This window comes from Streptomyces laurentii (assembly GCF_040635425.1).
In the GTDB taxonomy this organism is placed as follows: Bacteria; Actinomycetota; Actinomycetes; order Streptomycetales; family Streptomycetaceae; genus Streptomyces; species Streptomyces laurentii.
Genome location: NZ_JBEYHT010000010.1, coordinates 46,367 through 61,337, shown reverse-complemented (window position 1 = coordinate 61,337; position 14,971 = coordinate 46,367). Strand labels below are relative to the sequence as shown.

Here is a 14,971-nt window from a genome sequence, read left to right as displayed (position 1 = left end):
ACCATCAGCCCTTCATACCGGTGGTTTCCTCGGCCCCCGGTCCCGGATTCGCCCGCCGCGTGTACCGCGTCTGGAGTACGCCCGGTCCGCGCCCTACTCCCTCCTCGGGCGGACGAGGCCCGACTCGTACGCGGTGACGACCAGTTGCGCCCGGTCGCGGGCGCCCAGTTTGCCCATGGTCCGGTTCACGTGCGTCTTCACGGTGAGCGGGCTGACGTCGAGCAGCCCGGCGATCTCGTCGTTGGAGCGGCCGCCCGCCACCAGGACCAGCACCTCCCGCTCGCGCGCGGTCAGCGCCCCGAGGCGTTCGGCGTAGCCGGGGCGCTCGCCGTCCGCCGGGTCGGCGCCGCCGCCCTGGGCGAGGAAACGGGTGATCAGGCCCTTGGTGGCGGCCGGGGAGAGGAGCGCCTCGCCGGCGTGCGCGATCCGGATGGCGTCGAGCAGCTCCTCCGGTTCGGCGCCCTTGCCGAGGAAGCCCGAGGCGCCGGCGCGCAGCGAGCGCACCACGTACTCGTCGACCTCGAAGGTGGTCAGCATGACGATCCGTACGGCACACAGCTCGGGGTCGTCGGTGATCAGACGGGTGGCGGTGAGACCGTCCGTACCCGGCATCCGGATGTCCATCAGCACGACGTCGGGGCGGATGGCGCGGGCCCGTGCCACGGCCTCGGCCCCGTCGGCGGCCTCGGCGACGACCTCCATGTCGGGCTCGGAGTCGACCAGGACGCGGAAGGCGCTGCGCAGCAGGGCCTGGTCGTCGGCGAGCAGCACCCGGATGGGACGCGCGGCCTCCGGTTCCGTGTCCGTCTCGCTTCCTGGCGGGATCTCGTGCCGGGTCTCGGTCATGCGCGTTCGTCCTCCCCCGTACGGCGGTCGCCGGACACGGGAAGTATCGCCTGCACCCGGAAGCCGCCCCCGTAGCGGGGGGCGGCGGTGAGCGCGCCGCCGAGGGCGGTCACCCGCTCCCGCATCCCGACCAGACCGTGCCCGCCGCCGTCCGCGACGGGGTCCACCGGGGCCGCCGAGGCCGCCGGATTCACCGGGTTCGCCGGGTCCGGCTGCGGGGCGGTGCCGTCGTCGAGGACGGTGATCTCGACCGTACGGCCGACCCTGAGCACGCTCACCTCGGCGCGGGCGCCCTGTCCGGCGTGCTTGCGGACGTTGGTCAGCGCCTCCTGGATGATCCGGTACGCGGCGAGGTCGACGGCCGACGGCAGCGGGGCGCCGCCGTCGGTGCGGGTGACGTCGACCGGCAGGCCGGCGTTGCGGAAGGTGGCCAGCAGGTCGTCGAGGACGGCGAGGCCGGACACCGGCTCGGTCGGCGCCTCCGGGTCGCCGGACTGGCGCAGCAGCCCGACCGTGGCACGCAGCTCGTCGAGGGCCGAGCGGGAGGCGGCGCGGACGTGCGCGAGAGCCTCCTTGGCCTGGTCGGGACGCTTGTCCATGACGTGCGCGGCGACCCCGGCCTGCACGTTGACCAGCGCGATGTGGTGGGCGACCACGTCGTGCAGATCGCGGGCGATGCGCAGCCGCTCCTCGGCGACCCGGCGCCGGGCCTCCTCCTCGCGGGTGCGCTCGGCGCGCTCGGCCCGCTCCCGGATGGCGTCCACGAACGCCCGGCGGCTGCGGACCGCGTCGCCGGCCGCCGCGGCCATGCCGGTCCAGGCGAAGATGCCGAGGTTCTCCTGCGCGTACCAGGGGTTGGGGCCGAAGAACATCGCGCCGCCGGTCAGCACGGTCATGGTGACGAGCCCGAGGCGCCAGGTGGTGGGCCGGTCGGTGCGGGAGGCGACGGTGTACAGCGCGATGACGGCGCCCATGATGACCGGCGCCGGGCGGGTGTCGCCGATCAGGTCGACCAGCGAGACGGCGGTCGTGGCGCCCAGCACCTCGATGGGCCGGTTCCGCCGCAGCACCAGGGTGGCGGCCCCGGCCAGCATGAACACGATCCCGAACGTACTGGGCACCCGGTCCCCGAAGGAGGCCCCGCCGTCGGGGCCGCCGTGCGGGTCGGTGAAGGACGCGGCGAGCATGCAGCAGAAGACGAGGACGGCGAGCCCCGTGTCGAAGGCGAGCGGATGCGCCCGCAGCCGCTGCCGGACCCGGGGGAACAAGGCGCCGTCGGTGCTCATCCGGCCACCGTACGGGTTCCGGCGGGAGCCTCGGGACCGTCCGTCGGATCGCGGGCCGGAGCCGTGACCGGGAGGACCGGGCCCGGAACGCACGCGTGCCCCGGCTCCGGGGCGGAGCGGGGCACGCGTGCGTGGAGTGGGGCGCGCGGGATCGCGTACGGGCACGGGCGGCGTCCGCCGGAGCCCCGGGTGACGGGGCGGCCGGGCGGACGGTCCGGGGTCAGCCCGGGATGAGCCCGCCGTCGGAGAGCATGGCGCGGACCTCGTCGAGGCTCGCGTCCGGTGACGGCAGGATCAGCTCGGAGGGCTCCAGGGCATCGTCCGGGAGCGGCTCGCCGAGCCTGCGGACCGCGTCGAGGAGGGCGCCGAGGGTCCGGCGGAAGCCAGGCTCGTCACCTGCCTCGGTCTCGGCCAGAAGCTCGTCGTCGAGCGCGTTGAGCTCGGCGAAATGACTGTCGGCCAGCTTCCACTGGCCCTCCCCCATGATCCGTACGATCACGACGACGTCCTACTTCTCGTAGCGCGGGTGGGACTGGTTCTGCGACGGGTTCTGCTGGTTCTGGCCGGTGGTGCCGGAACCGCCTTCGATGGCCTGCTGCTGCGCCGACGGACCGCCGGCCAGCTCGGCCTTCATCCGCTGGAGCTCCAGCTCCACGTCGTTGCCGCCGGACAGCCGGTCCAGCTCCGCCTGGAGGTCGTCCTTGGCGAGCCCCGACTGGTCGTCGAGCGCGCCGGAGGCGAGCAGCTCGTCGATCGCGCCGGCCCGCGCCTGGAGCTGCGCGGTCTTGTCCTCGGCCCGCTGGATCGCCAGGCCGACATCGCTCATCTCCTCCGAGATGCCGGAGAACGACTCGGCGATCCGGGTCTGCGCCTGGGCCGCCGTGTACGTGGCCTTGATCGTCTCCTTCTTCGTACGGAAGGCGTCGACCTTGGCCTGGAGGCGCTGCGCCGCGAGCGTCAGCTTCTCCTCCTCGCCCTGGAGGGTCTGGTGCTGCACCTCCAGGTCGCTGACCTGCTGCTGCAGGGCGGACCTGCGGGACAGCGCCTCGCGGGCCAGGTCCTCGCGGCCGAGCGCCAGCGCCTTGCGGCCCTGGTCCTCCAGCTTGGCGGACTGGCCCTGGAGCTGGTTCAGCTGCAGCTCCAGGCGCTTACGGGACGTCGCCACGTCGGCGACACCCCGGCGCACCTTCTGCAGCAGCTCCAGCTGCTTCTGATAGGAGTAATCGAGGGTCTCGCGCGGATCCTCGGCCCGGTCGAGGGCCTTGTTTGCCTTCGCGCGGAAGATCATCCCCATACGCTTCATGACACCGCTCATGGGCTTCGCGCGCCCCCTTCTGACGGACTGGGCTCCAGCACTCCAACATGAACCACACTACGGTTCATGTCTCCATTACCGCACTGTTCGGGACCCGATGTGCTCCTCCCCAAGGACGAGTGCGCGCCGTGCGGCCTCCCGCCCAGGGAGTAGTGGATCCCTGTTCTCAAGGGCAGGGACGCCGTCCGTTAGCGGATCGTTCCCGCCCGCGCTGGGTCGTACACCCCGCACCACGTACCCTTGGCGTTGTGTTCCGTAGCCGTTCGAAGGATGAGAAGGCCTCCGCCCAGCAGGTGACGGCGGACCTCTCCAAGAATCCCCGTGACCCCGAGGCCCCCAAGGGCCGCCCGACTCCCAAGCGGAGCGAGGCGCAGACCCAGCGGCGCCGCGCGCAGTCCGCGCCGATGGACCGCAAGGAGGCCGCCAAGCGCCAGCGCGAGGCCCGCCGCGCGGACCTCGTCCGTCAGCGCGAGGCGCTGAACAGCGGCGACGAGCGCTTCCTGCCGGCCCGTGACAAGGGTCCGGTGCGGCGCTTCGCCCGTGACTTCGTCGACTCGCGGTTCGCGGTCGCCGAGTTCTTCCTGCCGGTGGCCGTGGTCATCCTGGTGCTGTCGCTCTTCGGCAACCGCGTCCCGCGGCTCCAGGACATCGCGCTGCTCCTGTGGGGCGTGCTGATCGTGCTGATCGTGCTCGACTCGATCGGCACCTGGATCCGTCTGCGCAAGCAGCTGAACACGCGCTTCCCGAACGAGCCGAAGCGCGGCGCGATCCCGTACGCGCTGATGCGTTCGCTCCAGATGCGCCGACTGCGACTGCCGAAGCCGCAGGTCAAGCGCGGAGAGCGACCCTGAGCGCGGAGCTCACGGGGCCGGGTGAGGTGCTGCCCGTCGTCGGTCACGGACCTGCCGTGCCCGGCGGGCTGCGCGTCACCGTCCGCCAGGAGCTGGTGGCGCGGCAGCTCGACGAGCAGATAGCCGCCCGCTATCCCGTGGGGCAGCGGCTGCGGATCCTCGACGCGGGCATGGGCCAGGGCTCCCGGGCCCTGCGGCTCGCCCGGGCCGGGCACACCGTGACCGGCCTGGAGCCCGATCCCGCGCTGCTGCAGGCCGCCCGCGAGTCGCTGGCGACCGAACCGGCCGGCATCCGCGAGCGGGTCCGGCTGATCCACGGCGACGGCCGCGAGACCGGGGTCCACTTCCTGCCCGGCAGTTTCGACGTCGTGCTGTGCCACGGCGTGCTGATGTACGACGACGAGCCCGACGCCCTGCTCGCCGGCCTGGCCCGGATGCTGGCCCCCGGCGGGCTGCTCTCCCTGGTGGTGCGGAACGCGGAGGCGCTGGCCATGGGGCCGGGCCTCGCCGGGGAGTGGGCCGGGGCGCTCGCCGCCTTCGACTCGGACGAGTACACCGACCACGCCGGGGTCAAGGGACGGGCCGACCGGCTCGACACCCTCACCGCGACCCTGGCCGGGATCGCGGCCCCGCTGCACGCCTGGTACGGGGTACGGGTCTTCACCGACGGCCTCCCGGGCGATCTGGGCCTGCCGGCGGCGGACGAGCTGGAGCGGCTGCTCGCCGCCGAGGACCGGGCCGGCCGGATCGACCCGTACCGCCGGGTCGCGGGACTGCTGCACCTCTGCGGCGTCCGGGGCTGACCCGCCCCTTCCCCGCACCGTCCTCGCTTCGGCGGTGAGTGGCGCCCCGCCGGAACACGCACCCGATCGGGCGACTCCGCCGAGGCACGGCGGCACGGCGGCGACCAGACTCGGGGCATGAGACGTCTCCCGCGCTCCCTCGTCGCCGTGGCCGGTGCCGTCGCTCTGACCGGTGGCTGTACGGGCGGCCTCGTCCCCCGCGCCGCGCACTCCTCCCCGGCCGTCCCGCCCCGGGCGTCCTCGCCGCTGGCCGCCTCGCCGCTCGTCTCGAACCAGCTCCAGGACGACTACCAGCGGGTGATCCGGAACGTCCTGCCGTCCGTCGTCCAGATCGAGGCCTCGCAGAGCCTGGGCTCCGGGGTCGTCTACGACGTGCAGGGGCATGTCGTCACGAACGCGCACGTCATCGGCCAGGACAAGACGTTCAAGGTGTCGGCGGCGACGGGCGGCGAGACGGTGACGGCGCGGCTGGTCTCGTCGTATCCGGAGCAGGATCTCGCGGTGATCAGGCTGGACACCGTGCCGCAGGGGGTGCGGGCGGCGACGTTCGGCGACTCGTCGAAGGTCGACATGGGCCAGATCGTGCTGGCGATGGGCTCGCCGCTCGGGCTGTCCGGCAGCGTCACCCAGGGCATCGTCTCGGCGACCGGCCGCACGGTCAGCGAGGGCGGCGCGGGCGGCGGGACCGGGGCCACGATCGCCAACATGGTGCAGACCTCCGCCGCAATCAACCCGGGCAACAGCGGCGGCGCCCTGGTGAACCTGAACAGCGAGGTCATCGGCATCCCGACGCTCGCGGCGGTGGACCCGGCCCTCGGCGGCGGCTCGGCGCCGGGCATCGGGTTCGCGATCCCCGCGTCGATGGTGCGGACGGTGGCCGGCCAGATCATCCAGCACGGCCGGGTGACCGACTCGGGCCGGGCCGCGCTCAACATCACCGGCCGTACGGTGCTCGGCGACGACTACGAGCCCAACGGGGTCGCGATCGTCCAGGCCACCCCCGGCGGGGCCGCCGCGGACGCGGGGATGCGGGCCGGGGACGTGATCACCAAGGTCGGCACCACCCCGGTCACCACGATCACCTCGCTCGCCGAAGCGCTGGCGGCACACCAGCCGGGCGACAAGGTGACCGTGGCGTTCACCCGGGGGACGAAGCAGGAGCGGGTACAGGTCACGCTGGGCGAGATGTGACCCGCGGGCTTCCCGGCTCCACGGCCCCTGGGGGCCGGTCTCAGCCCTCGGCGTTCAGCGGCATCGGGCCGTAGACCGTCGTGCCGTCCTCCGCGAGGGTCGCCTGGTCCGCCCCGCCGTCGAGCAGATCGCGCCAGTACTCACCGAGCCAGGACTCCGCGTCGCCCTGGGTGGTGAACTCCTCGGGGGTCACCGACGGGGCGACCTCGCTGCCGTCGGACTTCTCGAACCGCCACGTCCATGCCATGTCCGCCTCCTGGGGTTTGCCGGCGCTCACCGGATGATCGGTTTGCTGCCCGCAGCGTAGCCGGGCGCGCACGGCTCGCGGCAGCACGGGAAAATCCGATCGTGGAACTGACTCTGCTCGGCACCGGCGCGCCCCTCGGACTCCCCCGCCCCGACTGCCCCTGCGCCGTGTGCGCGCTGTCCCGGGGACCGGCGGCGCGGGCCTCGACCTCGCTCCTGGTGGACGGGGCGCTGCTGCTCGACCTGACCCCGGGGGCCGCGCTGGCCGCCGCCCGCGCGGGCCACTCGCTCGTGGGCGTACGGCAAGTGCTGTTGACGCGGCCGCACGACGGCCCGGCCGTGGAGATGCCGGCCGGACTGCCGACGGCCGGCCGGGTACCCGACGGGCGGGAGCTGACGCTGATCAGCGGCCACCGGGTGCGGGCGGTGCCGATGGACGCCCCGGGCACCGGGTACGAGGTGGTCTCCGCGGAGGGCGAGCGGCTGCTGTACCTGCCGCGCGGCGGGGCGCCCGCCGGCCTTCCGGACGACCACCGGGTGCCGTACGACATGGTGGTGGCGGACGTGACGGGCCGCCCGGACGCGCTGGCCCGGCTGCGGGCCACCGGCGCGGTGGCGGCGAGCACCGACGTGATCGCCGTGCACCTGGACCACGACGCGCCGGCCGGTCCCGAGCTGGACCGGCGGCTCGCGGCGGCGGGCGCGCGGGCGGTGCCGGACGGGACGACCCTGTACGTGGGCGAGTACCACGCCGTACCGGACGTCCCGCGCCGCACGCTGGTGACGGGCGGGGCCCGGTCGGGCAAGTCGGTGGAGGCGGAACGGCGCCTGGAGACCTTCCCCGAGGTCGTGTACGTGGCGACCGGCGGCACCCGCGCGGGCGACGCGGAGTGGGCGCAGCGGGTGGGCCTGCACCGGGAACGGCGGCCTGCGTCCTGGCGTACGGAGGAGACCACCGACCTGGTCCCGCTGCTGGCGGCGGACGGCCCGGCGCTGCTGATCGACTGTCTGTCGCTGTGGCTGACGGACGCCATGGACCGGGCCGGCGCCTGGGACGACGCGACCTGGGAGAACGACGGGCGGCAGGCGCTCGCCGAGCGGGTCGAGGAGCTGGTGGCGGCGGTCCGGGAGACCCGGCGCACGGTGGTGGCGGTGACGAACGAGGTGGGCTCGGGCGTGGTCCCGGCGACCGCGTCGGGGCGGCGGTTCCGGGACGAGCTGGGGCGGCTGAACGCGGCCTTCGCCGACGCGTGCGAGCAGGTGCTGCTCGTGGTGGCGGGGCAGGCGCTGGTGCTGCGCTGACGACGGGCGTCCGCGCCGCCCGGCGGGTGGCGCGACGCACGGCGGTGAGCGGCGGCCGGGCGGGGTGCCCGGGTAGGGTTCGGACGATCGATGTACGAGCCCACGACCGATTCACGACCGATTGACGTCCCTAGGCGGAACGAACCTTGAACCTCGACGACTTCTCCGATCTGATCCAGCGTCCCGACGGGGGAATCCGGCGTGACGCCGAGGAGCGCAGGGAGCGGCTGAGCGTCCGCCCCGGGGCGCTCGGGCGCCTCGACGAGCTGGGCGAGTGGCTGTCGGCGGCCCAGGGCCGGGTGCCGGTGCGACCGGTGGAGCAGCCGAAGGTCGTGCTGTTCGCGGCCGACCACGGGGTGGCCACCCTGGACGTGTCCGGGCGGGCCGCGGGCAGCGCGCACACGCTGGTGCGCGCCGTGCTCGACGGCGCGAGCCCGGTGGCGGTCCTCGCGCGGGCGCAGCGGGTGCCGGTACGGGTCGTGGACGCGGGCCTGGACTGCGACCCCGGGCTGCTGCCGGCCGAGGTCACCCGGCACCGGGTACGCCGCGGCTCGGGCCGGATCGACATCGAGGACGCGCTGACGGCCGAGGAGGCGCTCGCCGCCCTCGAACTCGGCATCGCGATCGCCGACGAGGAGGCCGACTCCGGCACCGACCTGGTCGTCCTCGGCGATCTCAGCGTGGGTGGCACGACCCCCGCGTCGACGCTGATCGCGGCGCTGTGCGGGACGGACGCCTCGGTGGTGACCGGCCGCGGCGGCGCCGGGATCGACGACCTGGCCTGGATGCGCAAGTGCGCGGCGATCCGCGACGCGCTGCGCCGGGCCCGGCCGGTGCTCGGCGACCAGCTGGCGCTGCTCTCGACGGTCGGCGGGGCGGACCTGGCGGCGATGACGGGCTTCCTGCTCCAGGCGTCGGTGCGCCGGATGCCGGTCGTGCTCGACGGCGTGGTCGGCGCGGCGTGCGCGCTGGTGGCGCAGCGGTCGGCGTTCCGGGCGCCGGACTGGTGGCTGGCGGGTCAGGTCAGCGGCGAGCCGGCGCAGGCGAAGGCGCTGGACCGGATGGCCCTCGAACCGCTGCTCGACCACGGGGTCACGGTGGGCGAGGGAGCCGGGGCGCTGCTCGCGCTGCCGCTGGTCCGGGCCGCCGCCGCGCTGGCGGCGGAGCTGCCGGAGAAGACGGCGGACGCCGGCGGCACGGAGGACGGCGAGAGCGCCGGGAACACGGAGGCGAGCGAGGCTTCCGCCGACACCGGGGCTGCCACCGGCACCGGGGCTTCCGCCGACGCGCGCTGAGCGTCCTTCACGAGACCGGGCCCGGCCGGGCGGCCGGACGGCACGGGGGCACCGCCACGCGGGTGGATCGCGAACGGTGCTCGACCCGTCACACCATGCGATGCCCCATATGATCGCGTTTTATGGGAGAAGTCCGCCTGCCCGTCGCCGGAGCCGCCCGGAGCACGGTCCGCTCGCGGCGCGGAGCCGCGATCGCCGTCTGGTATCTGCGCGCCGTCGCCTTCGTCAACTTCCTGAGCGCCGTCTGGGTGTCGTTCGGCCAGGACCTGCGGCGGCACAACCAGCACGACTTCTTCACCCCGTACATGCTCACCGCCGGCTTCGCCTCCGGCTTCTTCACCCTCTTCCTGGCGATCACCATGCGGCGCCGCAAGCGGGCCGCGTGGATCCTGAACTTCGTCCTGTGCGGGCTGTTCCTGCTGCTCTTCGTGCTCGTCATGTTCTTCCCGGAGATCCGCGAGCACGCCCAGAACTGGGTGTCGCTCGCGCTGACGGCGGGCTTCTTCGGCGCGCTGCTCGCCGGCCGCCGGGAGTTCTACGCGAAGGGCGACCGCTCCAACCCGCTGCTGGCGGCGGTCGTGGCGGTGGGCGGGCTGCTGGTCACCTCGCTGCTCGCCGCGTTCCTGGTCACCGTCACCAACCACGCCACCGGCCCCTCGACCTTTGTGGAGCGCTGGCGGTACGGCGTGATGCACCTGATCACCCTCGCCACCGACGAGGACCGCTTCCCGGGCATCGCGCCCCCCGGCTGGGTGGACGTGGTCATCAACGTGATGTCCACGCTGCTGCTCATCGCGGTGCTGTTCGCCGCCTTCCGGTCCCGCCGCGCGGTCGACCCGCTCACCGAGGAGGACGAGAACCGGCTGCGGGCGCTGCTCGGACGGCACGGCGACCGGGACTCCCTCGGCTACTTCGCGACCCGCCGCGAGAAGAGCGTCGTCTGGTCCCCCAGCGCCAAGGCCGCCATCGCCTACCGGGTGGTCGGCGGGGTGTCGCTGGCCTCCGGCGACCCGATCGGCGACCCGGAGGCGTGGCCCGGCGCCATCGACCCGTGGCTCGCCGAGGCGCGCGAGCACGGCTGGATCCCGGCCGTGATGGGCGCGAGCGAGGAGGCGGGCACGATCTACGCCCGGCACGGCCTGGACGCGCTCGAACTGGGCGACGAGGCGATCGTGGAGACCGCGGAGTTCACCCTCGACGGGCGGGCCATGCGCACCGTGCGGCAGGCGTTCAACCGGGTCAAGCGGGCCGGCTACCAGGTCCGGATCCGCCGGCACGAGGAGATCCCGGCCGCCGAGATGGACGCGCTCGTGCGCAAGGCGGACGACTGGCGCGACGGCGCGACCGAGCGCGGCTTCTCGATGGCGCTCGGCCGGCTCGGCGATCCCCGGGACGGCCGCTGTGTGATGCTGGAGTGCACCGACGAGCGCGGCGAGCTGCGGGCGCTGCTGTCCTTCGTGCCGTGGGGACCGGAGGGACTGTCCCTCGATCTGATGCGCCGCGACCGGGACGCCGAGAACGGTCTGATGGAGTTCATGGTCATCGAACTCCTGCAGCGGGCACGGGAGATCGGAATCATTCAGGTATCGCTCAACTTCGCGATGTTCAGATCCGTCTTCGAACGTGGCTCGAAGCTCGGTGCGGGGCCTGTGCTGCGGCTGTGGCGTTCACTGCTGAGCTTCTTCTCCCGCTGGTGGCAGATCGAGTCGCTGTACCGCGCCAACGCCAAGTACCGACCGATCTGGGAGCCCCGCTTCATGCTCTTCGAGAAGAGTGCCGACCTGCTGCGCATCGGCCTCGCCGCCGGCCGCGCCGAAGGCTTCCTGGAAGCCCCGGGGCTGCCCAAGTGGCTGCACCGCAGACATCTGGAGGGCAGACGGTGAGCCGCTCGACCATGCGGGCGTCCGCGCGGGCGTTCGCGCGCCGCGAGTGGGGACCGCTCTACGCGACCGTACGGGAGGCGCTGGTCGTACGGCGCCGGCGGGCGATCCCCCTGACCCTGACCGCCGTCCTGCTCACCTCGGTCCTCCAGGTCGTCCAGAACCAGGACTGGGGCTACCAGCCGGTCCAGGACCTCGGCTCGGTGCGGGCCGCGGACCCACTGTGGCTCGCGCTGCTGCGTACCCCGCTGTCCCTCTTCGTACCGGCGCTCGATCTGCCGGTGTGGGGCGCGCTGGCGCAGATCCTGCTGGTGTTCGGGATCGCCGAGATCTGTCTGGGGCGGGGGCGGACGCTGTTCCTGGCGTACGCCGCGACACTGGCCGGCACGCTGTACGCGCGGGTCGCCCTGGTGCTCGGGCCGGACACCCCGCTGGGGCTGCCCGCCACCGAGGCGCAGGTGGTGGACACCGGCCCGTCGGCGGCGGTCGTCGGGCTCGCGGTGTACGTGTGCTGGCGCCGCCGGGCGCGCTGGACGGCGATCCTCGTGGTCGTGGCGATGGTGGTGGAGGTGCTGGTCAAGAACAACCTGGCCGGCAAGGAGCACATCGCCGCGCTCGCGGCGGTGGGCGCGGTCGTCGCGGTCCAGGAGTGGCGGGCCCGGCGGCGGAACGGGGGCGGGTCCGTGGACAGGGCCGCTGACGGATCCGCCGACAAATCCACGAGCCGATCCGCGGGCCGATCCGCGGGTGCGCCTTCGTCCGAGGCCGGATCGGGGGCCGGGCCCCGGTCCGGGTCGGCGCGCGGCTCCGGTTCCGGGTCCCGGTCCGCGTTCGTGTCCGAGGCCGCGTCCGGCCCGGTCCCGCACCCCCCGCTTCAGCCCGAGGCGGAGCCGCGGCCCGGCGTGCGTTCCTGAAAGCCGCCGATCAGGTCCTGCACCTTGCGGCGCACCCGGGTCCAGCGCTTGTCGTGCCGGTAGCCGCGGATCCGGGAGCGGGCCCGGGCCCGGGGGCGGCGGCCGTAGAGCCGGCGCGCCCACCAGGAGCCGGGGCGGGCGAGGCGGAGGGCGCCGACGAGGGCGACGAAGGGGACGAGCGCGCCGATCACGGCCGTCCGGAACTTTCCCTTCATCAGGGTGACGAGGACGAAGAGGAAGTTGACGAGGAGGGTGAGGAGGAAGGCGGCCCGGTTCTGGCGCTCGTCGGCGGTCACGTCGTTCACCCCGAACGGCGCGAAGCCGACGAGCCCGAGCAGGACGAGCGCGGCGGTGAACACGACCACCTCGACGCTCTTGCGGCCGTCGTCCGTCCAGTAGACGTCGTCGAGGTGCAGGATCAGCGCGAACTCGTCGAGCACCAGGCCCGCGCCGGTCCCGAAGACCACCGCGAAGATCATCGCCCCCACCCCGTACCGGCCGCTCGCCACCGCCCCGAAGCCGCCGAGCACGGTGAGCACGACGCCCGGCACCACGTGGTGGATGTGCAGCCCGCCCGAGGAGATGTTCCCGAACGGGCCCTTGCCGGCCCGGATCAGCCGGGTGACGGTCCGGGTGATCAGGAAGGTCAGCACGAACGCGGTCAGGGCGAGGAGCATCGGGAGCTTGCCGGGTTCGACGATGTTGCGCGAGAACCAGTGACCCATGCCACCCTCTGCCGATTGATCAGATTTCGCACGGTTTCATGCCGTTATCGACGATTCGCCGACCCTACCGGGCCGGGGACGGGGCATTAACCTTCCGCGGATGGACGGCCTGCGTTTCGCCTTCGGCACCCTCACCGTGCTGCCCGCCCGCATCACCCGCTGGGACCGCGAGGCGGCGCGGTCCGGCATGCTCTGCGCCCCGCTCGCGGGGCTCGTCGTCGGCCTGTCCGCGGCCGCGGCCGGCGGGGTGGCACTGCTGCTCGGCGCGAGTCCGCTGGTCGCCGCCGTCCTCACCGCCCTGGTCCCCGCCCTGCTCACCCGCGGGCTGCACCTCGACGGCCTCGCCGACACCGCCGACGGCCTCGGCAGCGCCAAGCCCGCCGAGGAGGCGCTGCGGGTGATGAAGCGGTCCGACATCGGGCCGTTCGGCGTCCTCGCGCTCGTCTTCGCCCTGTTCGCCCAGGTCGCGGCGCTCGCCGAGCTGTACGGGGAGGGCTGGGCGCGCGGCACGGTCGCCGTCGCCGTCGCCTCGGCGACAGCCCGCCTCGCCCTCACCCTGGCGTCCCGTCACGGCGTCCCGGCCGCCCGGCCCGAGGGGCTCGGCGCGATCGTGGCCGGCACCGTCCCGCACCGCTCCGCAGCCCTCGCCACCGCCCTGGTCCTCGTCCTGGTCGCGGCGGCCGGCGCGGTCTTCTCCCCGTACGACGCCCTGCGTCACGTCCTCGCCGCGCTCGTCGCCCTCGGCACGGCCGAACTGCTCCTGCGCCGGTGCGTCCGCCGCTTCGGCGGGGTCACCGGCGACGTCTTCGGCGGCGTGGCGGAAGTCGCGGGCACGGTGACGCTGGTGGCCCTGACCCTGGGCTGACGCGGGGGTCCGACACGACCCGGAGGGTACGGCCCGGGCCGTACCCGGAGAGATGGCCGATAGCCGCTCCCGTGTGACCGGTTCGAGGCGCAACCCTCTCGGCCGCCGGCCGGTCATGTTGCCATGATCATGTTAAGAGGCTCCGTTCGCGCGGGCGCCGTGCTCGCCGCCGCCATGCTCCTGACCGCCTGCGCGGGCGGTGACGACAGCGCCCCGGCCGCCAAGGCCACGCCCGCCAAGCACCCCGTGTTCGACCAGAAGCTCGACCGGCAGCTCCTCCTGGCGGTGCGCCAGACGAAGCAGGCGGGCAGCGCGAGCTTCGTCCACCACCTGACCTTCGCCTCGGGCAAGGGCGACGCGGTCCAGACGATGAGCGGAAGCATGGACTTCGCCGGCGGCCGCGGACAGGCCGACACGACCTGGAAGGTTCCCGGGAAACTTCCCGAGGAGGCCCGGAACGTCCTGGTCGGCATGACGGCCGGCCGCACCTCCGGCGCCCTCTCCGGCCGGTATCTGATCGACAGCGACCGGATCCACTACCGGGCCGCCCGAACCTCGTACTGGATCCGCTACACCGCCGCGGACACCCAGCAATCGCAGGACAACGCCACCCTGGAGCACCTCCATGGCACCGAGGCACCGGTCGGCGGCACGCTCTTGGAGGGCCTATCCGGAGCGGAGGCGACCAAGCGGACCGACGGCCCCGACGGCCGCCGCGTCTACCGGGCCGAGATGCCGATGAACGCGCTGGAGGGCCTACTCCCCGACGACATCCGGAAGCACACCGACCGGGACGCCGCCGACGGGCTGCCGGTCACCGTCACCGTGGACCGGCAGGGCCGGATCCTGGACGCGCGCGCCGACCTGACCGCCGTCCTGCGCAAGGGAGACGCGCTCTCCGGCTTCACCAAGTTCACGATGGACCTCACCCTCGGCGGTCACGGGACGTCCGCGCCGAAGGACTCCCCCGCCGGCACCGTCCGCACCGGGGCCGAGGACGTCCTGCCCCTGCGGGACGTGAAGAAGAACGCCTGTGCCGACTTCGACACCGGTCAGCGCCTGGCCCGGAACGTCGTCGGCGTGCCCTGCTCGGGACCGCACGACGTCCGGGTCTTCGCCCAGGTCCCGTTGGGTCCGGGCAGCTCGGCCGAGGACACCCAGGGCCGTGCGGACACCGCGTGCTCCATCGCGCGGGACATGGCCCGGGCTTCCCGGCTGCCCAAGAGGGACGCGTACTGGGCCTGGTGGACACCCGAGCCCCAGGGCGGCGTCGGCAAGGGCCGGGTGACCTGTTACGTGACCACCGCGCGAGGCGACTCCTGATCAACCCACCTCTCGCGTACGGGACTTCCGCCCGTCGGGGCCGTCCTCGGCGCGACTCGGGCGAGGTCCTCCGACACGTACCCCGGCCGGGTCGAGCGGGCCGGACCCACGCCGCCGTGGGCGAATCCG

Annotated in this window: 14 protein-coding genes and 1 pseudogene; 9 read left to right on the top strand and 6 right to left on the bottom strand. The window is 73.8% G+C overall.

Going from position 1 to position 14,971, the window contains the following annotated elements; translation table 11 throughout:
* Window positions 1-93: 93 nt before the first annotated feature.
* The 4 genes from ABZ693_RS09195 to ABZ693_RS09180 all read right to left on the bottom strand — a co-directional run bounded on the left by ABZ693_RS09195 (window position 94) and on the right by ABZ693_RS09180 (window position 3,447).
* Entirely contained in the window at window positions 94-846 is a 753-nt protein-coding gene (locus tag ABZ693_RS09195) for a response regulator (protein ID WP_359875079.1), read from the bottom strand.
* Window positions 843-2,132: a sensor histidine kinase gene (locus ABZ693_RS09190; protein ID WP_359875077.1), complete on the bottom strand. Its 1,290-nt coding sequence runs from the start codon at window positions 2,130-2,132 to the stop codon at window positions 843-845. The genes ABZ693_RS09195 and ABZ693_RS09190 overlap by 4 nt, the downstream gene beginning before the upstream one ends.
* A gap of 220 nt (window positions 2,133-2,352) precedes the next feature.
* Entirely contained in the window at window positions 2,353-2,631 is a 279-nt protein-coding gene (gene pspAA / locus ABZ693_RS09185) for a PspA-associated protein PspAA (RefSeq protein ID WP_359875075.1), read from the bottom strand.
* Window positions 2,632-2,640: 9 nt separating this feature from the next.
* Entirely contained in the window at window positions 2,641-3,447 is an 807-nt protein-coding gene (locus ABZ693_RS09180; protein ID WP_359875073.1) for a PspA/IM30 family protein, read from the bottom strand.
* Window positions 3,448-3,695: 248 nt separating this feature from the next.
* Between ABZ693_RS09180 and ABZ693_RS09175 the strand changes: the two genes are divergently transcribed.
* The 3 genes from ABZ693_RS09175 (at window position 3,696) to ABZ693_RS09165 (ending at window position 6,292) form a co-directional block, all read left to right on the top strand.
* A complete protein-coding gene (locus ABZ693_RS09175; protein WP_359875070.1) occupies window positions 3,696-4,298 on the top strand; it encodes a DUF3043 domain-containing protein in 603 nt (200 codons plus the stop codon).
* Window positions 4,299-4,354: 56 nt separating this feature from the next.
* Entirely contained in the window at window positions 4,355-5,101 is a 747-nt protein-coding gene (locus tag ABZ693_RS09170) for a class I SAM-dependent methyltransferase (RefSeq protein ID WP_435842377.1), read from the top strand.
* Window positions 5,102-5,218: 117 nt separating this feature from the next.
* Entirely contained in the window at window positions 5,219-6,292 is a 1,074-nt protein-coding gene (locus tag ABZ693_RS09165) for a S1C family serine protease (RefSeq protein WP_359875066.1), read from the top strand.
* A gap of 40 nt (window positions 6,293-6,332) precedes the next feature.
* On the opposite strand, the gene ABZ693_RS09160 is transcribed toward ABZ693_RS09165, so the two are convergent.
* Window positions 6,333-6,539 (bottom strand): hypothetical protein, encoded by a 207-nt coding sequence (locus ABZ693_RS09160; RefSeq protein WP_359875064.1) that lies wholly within the window; start codon window positions 6,537-6,539, stop codon window positions 6,333-6,335.
* 101 nt (window positions 6,540-6,640) lie between these two features.
* Between ABZ693_RS09160 and ABZ693_RS09155 the strand changes: the two genes are divergently transcribed.
* The 4 genes and pseudogenes from ABZ693_RS09155 to ABZ693_RS09140 all read left to right on the top strand — a co-directional run.
* Window positions 6,641-7,840, top strand: a complete 1,200-nt coding sequence (locus ABZ693_RS09155) for a bifunctional adenosylcobinamide kinase/adenosylcobinamide-phosphate guanylyltransferase (RefSeq protein WP_359875062.1) — start codon at window positions 6,641-6,643, stop codon at window positions 7,838-7,840.
* Window positions 7,841-7,986: 146 nt separating this feature from the next.
* Complete coding sequence (locus ABZ693_RS09150; RefSeq protein ID WP_359875060.1) at window positions 7,987-9,135, top strand: nicotinate-nucleotide--dimethylbenzimidazole phosphoribosyltransferase; 1,149 nt, start codon at window positions 7,987-7,989, stop codon at window positions 9,133-9,135.
* Window positions 9,136-9,257: 122 nt separating this feature from the next.
* Window positions 9,258-11,018, top strand: coding sequence for a phosphatidylglycerol lysyltransferase domain-containing protein (locus ABZ693_RS09145; protein ID WP_359875057.1), 1,761 nt, complete (start codon window positions 9,258-9,260; stop codon window positions 11,016-11,018).
* Between the two features lie 11 nt (window positions 11,019-11,029).
* Window positions 11,030-11,695 (top strand): annotated as a pseudogene (locus ABZ693_RS09140) (hypothetical protein); the annotation flags it as partial.
* Between the two features lie 194 nt (window positions 11,696-11,889).
* On the opposite strand, the gene ABZ693_RS09135 reads toward ABZ693_RS09140, so the two are convergent.
* The gene (locus tag ABZ693_RS09135; protein ID WP_359875055.1) at window positions 11,890-12,654 is read right to left on the bottom strand and encodes a hypothetical protein; all 765 of its coding nucleotides are present in this window, start codon (window positions 12,652-12,654) and stop codon (window positions 11,890-11,892) included.
* 100 nt (window positions 12,655-12,754) lie between these two features.
* On the opposite strand from ABZ693_RS09135, the gene ABZ693_RS09130 reads away from it, so the two are divergent.
* The gene (locus tag ABZ693_RS09130) at window positions 12,755-13,519 is read left to right on the top strand and encodes an adenosylcobinamide-GDP ribazoletransferase (RefSeq protein ID WP_359875053.1); all 765 of its coding nucleotides are present in this window, start codon (window positions 12,755-12,757) and stop codon (window positions 13,517-13,519) included.
* Window positions 13,520-13,642: 123 nt separating this feature from the next.
* Window positions 13,643-14,842 carry a hypothetical protein gene (locus tag ABZ693_RS09125; protein ID WP_359875050.1) on the top strand — a complete coding sequence of 400 codons (1,200 nt, stop codon included), beginning with the start codon at window positions 13,643-13,645 and terminating at the stop codon, window positions 14,840-14,842.
* The last annotated feature ends 129 nt before the right edge of the window (window positions 14,843-14,971 follow it).

Bases quoted from the DNA above. Each gene is read 5' to 3' on its own strand.
- ABZ693_RS09180 (WP_359875073.1), bottom strand. From the start codon at position 3,447: ATGAGCGGTGTCATGAAGCGTATGGGGATGATCTTCCGCGCGAAGGCA.
- ABZ693_RS09135 (WP_359875055.1), bottom strand. From the start codon at position 12,654: ATGGGTCACTGGTTCTCGCGCAACATCGTCGAACCCGGCAAGCTCCCG.
- ABZ693_RS09190 (WP_359875077.1), bottom strand. From the start codon at position 2,132: ATGAGCACCGACGGCGCCTTGTTCCCCCGGGTCCGGCAGCGGCTGCGG.
- ABZ693_RS09195 (WP_359875079.1), bottom strand. From the start codon at position 846: ATGACCGAGACCCGGCACGAGATCCCGCCAGGAAGCGAGACGGACACG.
- ABZ693_RS09165 (WP_359875066.1), top strand. From the start codon at position 5,219: ATGAGACGTCTCCCGCGCTCCCTCGTCGCCGTGGCCGGTGCCGTCGCT.
- ABZ693_RS09125 (WP_359875050.1), top strand. From the start codon at position 13,643: ATGATCATGTTAAGAGGCTCCGTTCGCGCGGGCGCCGTGCTCGCCGCC.
- ABZ693_RS09145 (WP_359875057.1), top strand. From the start codon at position 9,258: ATGGGAGAAGTCCGCCTGCCCGTCGCCGGAGCCGCCCGGAGCACGGTC.
- ABZ693_RS09160 (WP_359875064.1), bottom strand. From the start codon at position 6,539: ATGGCATGGACGTGGCGGTTCGAGAAGTCCGACGGCAGCGAGGTCGCC.
- ABZ693_RS09130 (WP_359875053.1), top strand. From the start codon at position 12,755: ATGGACGGCCTGCGTTTCGCCTTCGGCACCCTCACCGTGCTGCCCGCC.